Here is a 9,434-nt window from a genome sequence, read left to right as displayed (position 1 = left end):
AGCAGAGGTCACGTGACGTCGGCGTGCCGGCATGTCTTCCGGGTGGGGCCGGACATGCCGGTTGGGCGCGGCCGGCAGAGGTGAAAGCGGTGGGGCCGGGCATGCCGAAGGGCCGCGCCCTGGGTGGGGCGGCCCTTCGGGTGGGTTCAGACGGTCAGACCGCGATCGCGACCTCGGCGAGTGCGCCCTTCTCGGCGACGACGACCGTGCGGTCGGCCGTGCCGCCGGGGACCAGGGCGCGGACGGTCCAGGTGCCCTCGGCCGCGTAGAAGCGGAACTGGCCCGTCGCCGAGGTCGGGACCTCGGCGGTGAACTCGCCGGTCGAGTCCAGCAGACGGACGTAGCCCGTCACCGGCTCGCCGTCCTTGGTCACCTGACCCTGGATCGTGGTCTCACCGGGCTTGATCGTCGAGGCGTCCGGGCCGCCGGCCTTCGCTCCACACATGTCTTTCTCCATCAGGGGTCTGACCGGAAGGAAGGCCGGTCGGTCGGATTCTTGCGGGTGGGGTGACTTACTTGTTGGCGCCGAGCTCGATCGGGACGCCGACGAGGCTGCCGTACTCGGTCCAGGAGCCGTCGTAGTTCTTGACGTTCTCCACGCCCAGCAGCTCGTGCAGGACGAACCAGGTCAGGGCCGAGCGCTCACCGATACGGCAGTAGGCGATCGTGTCCTTGGCCAGGTCGACGCTCTCCTCGGCGTAGAGCTCCTTGAGCTCGTCGTCCGACTTGAACGTGCCGTCGTCGTTGGCGTTCTTCGACCACGGGATGTTGCGGGCGGACGGGACGTGACCCGGACGCTGCGACTGCTCCTGCGGCAGGTGCGCGGGGGCGAGCAGCTTGCCCGAGAACTCGTCGGGCGAGCGGACGTCCACCAGGTTCTGCGAGCCGATCGCCGCCACGACGTCGTCGCGGAAGGCGCGGATCGACTTGTCCTGCGGCTTGGCCGTGTAGGAGGTCTCGGCGCGCTCGGGGACCTCCTCGACCAGCTCGCGGGCGTCCAGCTCCCACTTCTTGCGGCCGCCGTCGAGCAGCTTGACGTTCTCGTGGCCGTACAGCTTGAAGTACCAGTAGGCGTACGACGCGAACCAGTTGTTGTTGCCGCCGTAGAGGATCACCAGCGTGTCGTTGGCGATGCCCTTCGCCGACAGGAGCTTCTCGAAGCCCTCCTGGTCGATGAAGTCGCGGCGGACCGGGTCCTGGAGGTCCTTGGTCCAGTCGATGCGGATCGCGTTCTTGATGTGGTTCTTCTCGTAGGCGGACGTGTCCTCGTCCACCTCCACGATCGCGATGTTCGGGTTGTCGAGGTTGGCCTCGACCCAGTCGGCGTCGACCAGGACGTCGCTGCGGCTCATGCTCTTTCTCCTCCGGGGCAGTTGCGGCGGGGCGTGCGGAAGTGTGCGCGGGGCGCACGGATGCCTGAGAGTGCCAAGGCAGGGGGATGCGGAGGTCGGTGCCGTCCGCTCAGAAGGGGCGACAGAGCATGGCGGCGACGCGGCACAGGTCTACTGCCCGCCGCTTCGTGAGGTCCGCCTGTCGCTTCATGTCGTCGATCGTAGGGACGCACAGCGGGGCGTGTCACCGGCGTGTCGTATGGTGAGATGCGATCGTCCGGAATATGGGATGCGATCTCCCCCTGGGCCGTCGCCGCGCGGCTTCCGGGCGGATGTATCGGTCGTCACATCGGTAGTACATCTACGGTGCGGACGCGGATGTCTCATCCCTCGGACACCTGGTGTCCACCGAACGCCGTACTACCCCGCCAGCTTGACGTTCGAACCCTTCACCGTGATCTCCACACCGTTCTTCGCGGCCTGCACACTGTCCAGCTTCACACCGCCCGGCAGCCGGTCGATGGTCTGCTGGAAGTCGGTGATCGAGCGGATGCGGGAGTCGGCGAGGTCGACGACCAGCTTGGGCAGGTTGTCGGCGTGCACCTTCACCGTGTCGCCGTCCACCGTCACCGTGGAGAGCACGGGGTACGTCTGCGAGGCGCCGGCGACGGTGACCTTGATGTCGACCTTGATCTTGCCGTTGCCGCCGTCGGAGAGGCCCACGACCTGCGCCTTGACGCCCGGGAAGAGGTCCGTCGGCTCGGACTTGGCCGCCTTGAGCAGCTCGTCGTAGGCGATGGTGGCGGTGCCGGTCGCGGTGGTGGCGGTCGCGGAGCTGTAGTCGCCGGAGAAGGAGACGCCCTTCATGTCGGCCTTGAGGTCGTCGATACGGATGCTCTTCGCGCCGCTCGTGCTGCTGCCCGCGGTGCCGGTGGCCGCGTCGGCCTCGTAGTCCTTGATGCTCAGCTCGACGTCGTCCAGCTTGCCGGAGGCCACCTGGGTGAGGAACGGGAAGCCCTTGATGTTCACGTCCGGGGTCGAGGCCAGGCCCTCGGTGGTGCGCACCTTGTCCGCCGCCTCGTTCTCGGCGAAGTGGACCGCGACCCGGTCCGCGATCACGAAGAGGCCGCCCAGGATCACGACGACGATCAGAAGTATTCGCAGGGCGCGCATACGGTGTTCCCCCACCTTGGCGGTCGTTCGACGAGGCCGGTCCCTGACGACCGGGTGGCCGTCTGGCGCGAGAGTAACCCTGCGGCGTACACCCACCGCCGGATTGTCGATCACCTGTGACAGGACTCCCTGTGGCGGGAGTCAGTACACGAGCGCCTGCGTCCCGTCCTCGAGTGCCTCCTGGACGAAGACCTGCGCCCCGGCGATCCGTACGCCCTCGATGACGTCCTTCTCCGTGATGTCCCGGCGGGCCGCGCACTGGGTGCAGAGGGTGACCTTGCCGCCCGCGAGCAGCGAGTCGAGCAGATCCGGCAGCGGGGCCGCGTGCGGCAACTCGAACTCGGCGGCCCTCCCCGGCAGCGCGAACCACGCCGACTCGCCGGTCAGCCACAGGGAGACGTCGACGCCGCTGGCCACGGCCACCGCCGCCACCGTGAACGCCTGCGAGCACCGCTCGGGAGCATCACTCCCCGCCGTCACCTTGATCACGAGCTTCTTCGCCATGGCCGAATCGTAATCAACGTCCCTACAACTCCGACCGTTGGCCATGAGTCTCCTGTGGGCGCGCATACGGAATGCGCGCCCACGTTTCATGGGGGGACGTCTTGGAAGTACCCGAAGAGGTGGCTGGCGCGCCGGTTGCGGAGGTTGCGCCGGTTACGTCCGTCGCGCCGGAGGTGCCTGTGACGGCGGACGAACCCGCCGCGCCCCGGCCCCGGCGCCGTGGCCGTACCGCCTTGCTGATCGCCGGTGCCGCGGTCCTCGGCGTCGTCGCCGGTACCTGCACCGGCTATCTGATCCAGGCCGACCGCGAGCCGACCCGGTTGCCCTCGCTGTCCCAGCCGACGCTGGCCCAGGCGAAGGGCCAGGGGCCCGAGCCGCTGTCCGCCGCTCAGGACCGCCAGGTGAAGGTCGACGGCGACCTGCGCAAGCTGCTGATCGAGAAGCCGAGCGGGACGAAGAAGGCGGACTGGCTGGCCGACGGCGGCTGGATGGACCTGGCCGAATACGCCAAGAGCTACACGAGGCCGGCCACCATGTTCAACAGCCTCATCCACGACGAGCTCCGCCGCGTGGCCGTCACCGGCTGGGAGACCGGCGGCAACCGGACGGTGGAGATCCATCTGGTCCAGTACCGCCAGGCGGAGTCCCTGGAGGCCTCCGACTCCAGCGACAACGGGCAGTACTGGGCCGAGAAGACGGCCGGCACCGACAGCTGGTCCATCCCCGGCACCGGCAGCGGCACGGCGTACGTCCACACCCGGCCCGACACCAAGGCCGGTTATCTGCCGCTGTACAGCGCGGAGGCGTTCGCCTACCGCGGCGACATCACCATGGAGATCTACGTCTACGACACCAAGCCCGTCACCAAGGCGACGATCATGGACCTGGCCAAGCGGCAGATGGAGCGGCTGTGAGCGAGAACGAGATCCAGCCTGCCGACGGGGCGGCACCGCCGGCCCACTCTGCCGAGGTGGCGCCCGTGCCCGAGGCGGCGCCCGTGCCTGCCCCTGAACCGGGCCCCGCGCCCGGGCCTGCGCCCGAGGTCGCGCCCGCGCCCGGTCCCGGTCCCGCGCCCGCGCCTGCGCCCGTGGCCGAGCTCACCGCCGCGCCCGCGCCCGCGCCCGAGGCCGAGCTCACCGCCGCGCCCGGGCCTGCGCCCGCGCCCGCGCCTGCGCCCGAGGCCGAGCTCACCGCCCCGCCCGCGCATGCGCCCGCGGCTGCGCCTGCGCCCGTGGCCGAGCTCACCGTCGCGCCCGTAGCCGTGGACCCGGCCATCGTCCCCGAGCCGCCCGTCAAGAAGCCCCGCAACCGCGGTCGTATCGCGGCCGTCGCCGCCTCCGCCCTGCTGGCCGTGGCCGTCGTGGCCGGCGTCGGCTACACCGTCGTCACCGTGAACGGCGCCGACCGCGACGCCGGCGCCGCCATCTGGAAGTTCCCGGAGACGAAGTCCGCCGACGCGAAGAAGGCGTCCGTGAAGGGGCTGCCCGGGATGCTGGTGGCGTACGGCAACGGCTGGAAGCGCGGCCCGGACTTCGGACAGTTCGCCGCCGACACGGAGCTCAGCGGCGCCCAGGCCACGGCCCTGCGCAAGGAGTCGCTGCGGGGTCTGCCGCGCAGCGAGCGCAGGCAGCTGGAGAAGCTGATCGACAAGCAGCACATCAAGGGCATGGCGATGCGCAGCTATGCCAAGGAGGCCGGCGGCTCCTTCTTCACGGACTCGGCCGTCGCCGTGAACATCGTGCTCTCCCAGATGGAGAGCCGGTCCGACGTCCGGAAGATCTCGACGTCCCAGAACGCCTTCCTCGCCGGCCTGGACATCTTCCGCAAGGGCCCGGAGATCAAGGGCCACAAGGAAGCCGGGTGCTTCCTGCCGCCCAAGAACACCGACAAGAACCTCGACGCGATGTACTGCTCCGCCTACCGCGGAGACATCCTGATCACCGTCAGCGCGGACGGGGTCAAGCCGTTCGACAGCAAGGGCGTCGCGGCGCTCCTGAAGGACCAGCTCGACCGCGTCGCCGAGCCGGGGGAGGCCGTATGAGCGAGCAGACGGAACAGACGGAACAGGCCGGGCAGGAGCACCTCGCCGTGCCGCCCATGCCCGACGCACCGCCGCTCCAGGCGGAGCCCCCGGCACCCGCACCCAAGAAGGACCGCAGAGTCCTGCGCGCCGTGCTGCGCTGGACCGCCGCCGTCACCGTGTTCGCGGCGGTCGGGGCGGGGACGGCGTACGGGATCACGGGCATGGAGCGGACCGACCTGCCGGGCCTGGCCACCCAGTCGGACGGGCGCTGGGACTACCCGACGATCGTCAAGCCGCCGCTGCCGTCCGGCAGCCCGCAACCCTTCGACGAGGGCAACACGGCCGGCACCCACTACGCCGATCTGCGTGCCCTCCTCCTGCCCGCGCCCAAGGGGGCGGTGGAGGACGAGAAGCTGCGCGGTACGGACGGGTGGCTGGCCACGAAGGACTTCCTGGCCGAGTACGCGAAGAAGGAGACCCGGGACGACCTCCGGCAGCGGCTCGTCGACGACGGTCTACGGCACATCGCGGCGCGTGGCTGGACCACCGGGGACGGCACGCGCACCCGCGTCTACCTGCTGCAGTTCGGCACGGCGGCGGTCGTCGACGACCTGTTCAACGGCGAGGCCCCGGCCGACGGCCCCACCGACCAGCTGCGCGGCACCCTCACCTCCGTCTTCGACAAGGACTTCCCGACCGACGCCCACGACTACAACGTCGACTACTCCGCCTACGTCGAGACGACGCCGTACGGCGCCGAGCAGGACCGGCAGGCGTATCTGTCCGCCGGTGACGTCCTCGCGGTGATCGTGCAGTCCAGGAAGGGCTCGGCGAAGCCGGTACCGTTCCGGCAGACCGTGGCCCTGCAGAGCCAGCTGCTGGGCTGACTTCCGCACAGGCGCCCTATGGGCGTACCTCACAAGGAGGCCCGGGTCCCGGCCGCGTAAGCTGGGCCCGGCCCTGTGTACGTACAGCACCTCCGCTCAACAAGGAGCACGTCGTGGAGATCTTCTTCGAAACCCTGCTGGTCCTGGTCTGCGTCGGCGTCCTCGCCTTCGCCTACCTGACCGTGAAGAAGCTGTACCAGGGCCAGCGCTGACCCACGTCTAGGAATATCCCCTCATGATCGAGATCCCGTCCGACCTCCACAAGGACCTCGTCCCGCTCGTCTTCCTGCTCGGCAACTGGGCCGGCGCGGGCGTGCACGACTTCCCCGGTGCCGAGAAGTGCAACTTCGGGCAGGAGGTCACCTTCTCCCACGACGGCCGGGACTTCCTGGAGTACCAGTCCCACACCTGGGTCCTGGACAACGACGGGAACAAGGTCCGCCCGCTCGAGTCCGAGCACGGCTTCTGGCGCATCGACGCCGACCGCAAGGTCGAGGTCACCATGGTCCGCAACGACGGTGTCGTCGAGGTCTGGTACGGAGACCTGGCGGCCAAGAAGCCGCAGATCGACCTGGTCACGGACGCGGTGGCGCGCACGGCCGCCTCCGGCCCGTACACCGGCGGCAAGCGTCTCTACGGCTATGTCAACAGCGACCTGATGTGGGTCGGCGAGAAGCAGACCCCGGACGTCGAGCTGCGCCCCTACATGTCGGCCCATCTGAAGAAGGTCGTCACTCCGGAGGACGTCGAGCGGTGGGCGAAGGCCCTGCCGGACGACATGCCGGACGACGGCATCGCGTTTTTCAAGTAGGCCTAGACTCGTCGGTGTGGTGAGCACCGACTGGAAGAGCGACCTCAGGCAGCGCGGTTACCGACTGACGCCGCAGCGTCAGCTTGTCCTCGAAGCCGTGGACACCCTTGAGCACGCGACCCCCGACGAGATCCTCACGGAAGTGAAGAAGACGGCGTCGGGGGTCAACATTTCCACGGTCTACCGGACGCTGGAGCTCCTGGAGGAGCTCCAGCTGGTCAGCCACGCCCACCTCGGGCACGGCGCTCCGACGTACCACCTGGCCGACCGCCACCACCACATCCACCTGGTCTGCCGGGACTGCGAGAACGTGATCGAGGCGGACGTCTCGGTGGCCGCCGAGTTCACCGCGAAGCTGCGGCGGGAGTTCGGCTTCGAGACGGACATGAAGCACTTCGCGATCTTCGGCCGGTGCAAGGACTGCTCCGGCAAGCTAAAGAGTTCAACTACCGAGTCGTAGGCTTGTGCCCATGAAGAGCCCTCTGCTGTCCCTGCCCGGCGCCGTCCCCGCCGAGGGTGTGGACGAAGGCGTAGCCGCCCACTACGGCGACCTGTTCCGCGAACAGCGCGCCCTCGCCGACGGCACCGGCTTCGTCGACCTCTCGCACCGCGGCGTGATCACCGTCTCCGGCGAGGACCGCCTGAGCTGGCTGCACCTCCTGCTCACCCAGCACGTCAGCGACCTCCCGGTCGGCCAGTCCACCGAGGCCCTGATCCTCTCCGCCCACGGCCACATCGAGCACGCGCTCTACCTGGTCGACGACGGCTCCACGGTCTGGGCGCACGTCGAGCCCGGCACCCAGGAGGCGCTGATCGCGTACCTGGAGTCGATGAAGTTCTTCTACCGGGTCGAAGTCGCCGACAGGACGGCCGAGTTCGGGATCGTCTACCTGCCGGCCGGTTCGATCGCCGAGGTCCCCGAGGGCGTCGTCGTGCGCGAGACGCCGTACGGCCGCGACCTGTTCCTGCCCCGGGCCGACCTGGAGGCGTACGCCGAGAAGGCGGGCCCGCCGGCCGGGATCCTGGCCTACGAAGCCCTCCGCGTCGAGCATCACCGCCCCCGCCTGGGCTTCGAGACCGACCACCGCACCATCCCGCACGAGCTGGGCTGGATCGGGACGGCGGTGCACCTGCAGAAGGGCTGCTACCGCGGCCAGGAGACGGTCGCCCGCGTCCAGAACCTCGGCAAGCCGCCCAGGCGCCTGGTCTTCCTGCACCTGGACGGCAGCGAGGTCCATCTCCCCACTCCCGGCACGGAGATCCGCCTCGCCGACGAGGACCCCGACGGCCGCAAGATCGGCTTCATCACGACGTCCGTACGCCACCACGAGCTGGGCCCGGTGGCACTGGCGCTGGTGAAGCGGAACGTGGCGGCGGACGCCCGGCTGGTGGCGGGGGATACGGCGGCGGCGCAGGAGGTCGTCGTAGAGCCGTAGCTCTCTGCTGCGCCCGGCTCTCTGCTGCGCCTAGATCTCCACGAGCACGGTGAACGGACCGTCGTTCGTCAGCGACACCCGCATCTTCGCGCCGAACCGGCCCGTCTCGACGGTCGCGCCCAGTGCGCGCAGCTGGGCGACGACCTCGTCGACGAGGGGCTCGGCCACATCGCCGGGGGCGGCGGCGTTCCAGGTGGGCCTGCGGCCCTTGCGCGCGTCGCCGTAGAGCGTGAACTGACTGATGACGAGCAGCGGGGCGTCGATGTCGCTGCACGACTTCTCGTCGTTCAGCATGCGCATCGACCAGAGTTTGCGGGCGAGCCCGGCCGCCTTCTCCTTGGTGTCCTCGTGGGTGACCCCGACCAGGACGCACAGTCCTTCACCGGTGATCTCCCCGACCGTCTCACCGTCCACGACGACGCTCGCGCCGTCGACCCTCTGCACCACTGCACGCATGCGCCCATGATGCCGTGCGGCCGGAAGCGTCTCGTCAGCGGCTTGGCCAGGGTTTCTTTTTGATCCTTAAGCCCCTATCTGGGGCCGTTCGGGGGGACTCGGTCACATAGCGGCCACTTGGGGTGGCACGATGCTTCCACACACCGGTCGAGGGGACGGTAGAGGCACATGAGCACACCGAGTACCGGGCGGCAGCCCGCCCCGTGCAGAGGAGAGCGGTCGTCGTCACGGCCGCCCGCACAACGCACGGACAGTCCTGTCGGCATGGGCGGCACGCAGCTGCCCGCCGATCCGCCCGAGCCCGACCTGACCGCGCTCCGCCTGTCCGAGCTGCGCACCCTGCGTCGGGACGCGCAGCGCGACGAGGCGGACCTGAGCTACGTACGACGGCTGCTGCAGGGCCGTATCGACATCCTGCGTGCGGAGCTGGCACGGCGGTCGCCCGCGGGCGCGGCCTCCGTGGTCGAGCGGCTCTCGGAGATCCTGACCGACGCCCCGGCCCGCCACCGTTCCTCGGCCCGCCATGTCACGCTGGGCACACCGCACAGCGAGGAGTACCGGCAGCTGGCCGCCGACATGCTGGCCGAGGTCGAGCTCTCCGACCTGGACGCGCGGACGGACCTGGAGCTGAACACCGCGATGGGCCGACTGGTCCGCTACGAGCAGCAGGTCTCGCGCCGCCGTCAGCGGCTGCAGCGGACGACGGACGAGTGCAGCGCGGAGATCGCCCGCCGGTACCGGGAGGGCGAGGCGCAGGTGGACGACCTGCTGATCTGAGACAAGCCTGCCGCAGCCCCTGGGGACGGGACGGGA

Annotated in this window: 13 protein-coding genes; 7 read left to right on the top strand and 6 right to left on the bottom strand. The window is 69.6% G+C overall.

Annotated elements, in window-relative coordinates; all coding sequences use genetic code 11:
• Positions 1–154 precede the first annotated feature (154 nt).
• The 5 genes from ACWC09_RS47735 to ACWC09_RS47715 form a co-directional block, all read right to left on the bottom strand.
• Positions 155–445, bottom strand: a complete 291-nt coding sequence (locus ACWC09_RS47735) for a DUF1416 domain-containing protein (RefSeq protein WP_093904296.1) — start codon at positions 443–445, stop codon at positions 155–157.
• 67 nt (positions 446–512) lie between these two features.
• The gene (locus ACWC09_RS47730) at positions 513–1,352 is read right to left on the bottom strand and encodes a sulfurtransferase (protein ID WP_450858029.1); all 840 of its coding nucleotides are present in this window, start codon (positions 1,350–1,352) and stop codon (positions 513–515) included.
• A 109-nt stretch (positions 1,353–1,461) separates the two neighbouring features.
• A complete protein-coding gene (locus tag ACWC09_RS47725) occupies positions 1,462–1,542 on the bottom strand; it encodes an Ms5788A family Cys-rich leader peptide (RefSeq protein ID WP_350751515.1) in 81 nt (26 codons plus the stop codon).
• A 209-nt stretch (positions 1,543–1,751) separates the two neighbouring features.
• The gene (locus ACWC09_RS47720) at positions 1,752–2,504 is read right to left on the bottom strand and encodes an LmeA family phospholipid-binding protein (RefSeq protein ID WP_450858027.1); all 753 of its coding nucleotides are present in this window, start codon (positions 2,502–2,504) and stop codon (positions 1,752–1,754) included.
• A 141-nt stretch (positions 2,505–2,645) separates the two neighbouring features.
• Positions 2,646–3,008, bottom strand: a complete 363-nt coding sequence (locus ACWC09_RS47715) for a DsrE family protein (RefSeq protein ID WP_450858025.1) — start codon at positions 3,006–3,008, stop codon at positions 2,646–2,648.
• A 179-nt stretch (positions 3,009–3,187) separates the two neighbouring features.
• Here ACWC09_RS47715 and ACWC09_RS47710 point away from each other — a divergent pair, with 179 nt between their 5' ends.
• The 6 genes from ACWC09_RS47710 (at position 3,188) to ygfZ (ending at position 8,165) form a co-directional block, all read left to right on the top strand.
• Entirely contained in the window at positions 3,188–3,922 is a 735-nt protein-coding gene (locus ACWC09_RS47710; protein ID WP_450858024.1) for a hypothetical protein, read from the top strand.
• Positions 3,919–5,049, top strand: coding sequence for a hypothetical protein (locus ACWC09_RS47705; protein WP_450858022.1), 1,131 nt, complete (start codon positions 3,919–3,921; stop codon positions 5,047–5,049). Before ACWC09_RS47710 ends, ACWC09_RS47705 begins: the two co-directional genes overlap by 4 nt.
• Positions 5,046–5,918: a hypothetical protein gene (locus tag ACWC09_RS47700; protein ID WP_450858020.1), complete on the top strand. Its 873-nt coding sequence runs from the start codon at positions 5,046–5,048 to the stop codon at positions 5,916–5,918. Before ACWC09_RS47705 ends, ACWC09_RS47700 begins: the two co-directional genes overlap by 4 nt.
• A 235-nt stretch (positions 5,919–6,153) precedes the next feature.
• Positions 6,154–6,729 (top strand): FABP family protein, encoded by a 576-nt coding sequence (locus tag ACWC09_RS47695; RefSeq protein WP_450858019.1) that lies wholly within the window; start codon positions 6,154–6,156, stop codon positions 6,727–6,729.
• Between the two features lie 16 nt (positions 6,730–6,745).
• The gene (locus tag ACWC09_RS47690) at positions 6,746–7,189 is read left to right on the top strand and encodes a Fur family transcriptional regulator (RefSeq protein ID WP_450858018.1); all 444 of its coding nucleotides are present in this window, start codon (positions 6,746–6,748) and stop codon (positions 7,187–7,189) included.
• A 10-nt stretch (positions 7,190–7,199) separates the two neighbouring features.
• Complete coding sequence (ygfZ, locus tag ACWC09_RS47685) at positions 7,200–8,165, top strand: CAF17-like 4Fe-4S cluster assembly/insertion protein YgfZ (protein WP_450858016.1); 966 nt, start codon at positions 7,200–7,202, stop codon at positions 8,163–8,165.
• Between the two features lie 30 nt (positions 8,166–8,195).
• On the opposite strand, the gene dtd is transcribed toward ygfZ, so the two are convergent.
• Positions 8,196–8,621 (bottom strand): D-aminoacyl-tRNA deacylase, encoded by a 426-nt coding sequence (gene dtd / locus ACWC09_RS47680; protein WP_450858014.1) that lies wholly within the window; start codon positions 8,619–8,621, stop codon positions 8,196–8,198.
• Positions 8,622–8,789: 168 nt separating this feature from the next.
• Between dtd and ACWC09_RS47675 the strand changes: the two genes are divergently transcribed.
• Complete coding sequence (locus ACWC09_RS47675) at positions 8,790–9,398, top strand: RsiG family protein (protein WP_450858013.1); 609 nt, start codon at positions 8,790–8,792, stop codon at positions 9,396–9,398.
• The last annotated feature ends 36 nt before the right edge of the window (positions 9,399–9,434 follow it).

Source organism: Streptomyces sp. NPDC001617 (genome assembly GCF_053596855.1).
The sequence above is the reverse complement of the archived record's forward strand: the minus strand, read 5'-3'. Positions and strand labels throughout refer to the sequence as shown.

Coding starts and splice junctions, on each gene's coding strand:
- ACWC09_RS47730 (WP_450858029.1), bottom strand. CDS start 1,352: ATGAGCCGCAGCGACGTCCTGGTCGACGCCGACTGGGTCGAGGCCAAC.
- ygfZ (WP_450858016.1), top strand. CDS start 7,200: ATGAAGAGCCCTCTGCTGTCCCTGCCCGGCGCCGTCCCCGCCGAGGGT.
- ACWC09_RS47725 (WP_350751515.1), bottom strand. CDS start 1,542: ATGAAGCGACAGGCGGACCTCACGAAGCGGCGGGCAGTAGACCTGTGC.
- ACWC09_RS47735 (WP_093904296.1), bottom strand. CDS start 445: ATGTGTGGAGCGAAGGCCGGCGGCCCGGACGCCTCGACGATCAAGCCC.
- ACWC09_RS47675 (WP_450858013.1), top strand. CDS start 8,790: ATGAGCACACCGAGTACCGGGCGGCAGCCCGCCCCGTGCAGAGGAGAG.
- dtd (WP_450858014.1), bottom strand. CDS start 8,621: ATGCGTGCAGTGGTGCAGAGGGTCGACGGCGCGAGCGTCGTCGTGGAC.
- ACWC09_RS47720 (WP_450858027.1), bottom strand. CDS start 2,504: ATGCGCGCCCTGCGAATACTTCTGATCGTCGTCGTGATCCTGGGCGGC.
- ACWC09_RS47715 (WP_450858025.1), bottom strand. CDS start 3,008: ATGGCGAAGAAGCTCGTGATCAAGGTGACGGCGGGGAGTGATGCTCCC.
- ACWC09_RS47700 (WP_450858020.1), top strand. CDS start 5,046: ATGAGCGAGCAGACGGAACAGACGGAACAGGCCGGGCAGGAGCACCTC.
- ACWC09_RS47695 (WP_450858019.1), top strand. CDS start 6,154: ATGATCGAGATCCCGTCCGACCTCCACAAGGACCTCGTCCCGCTCGTC.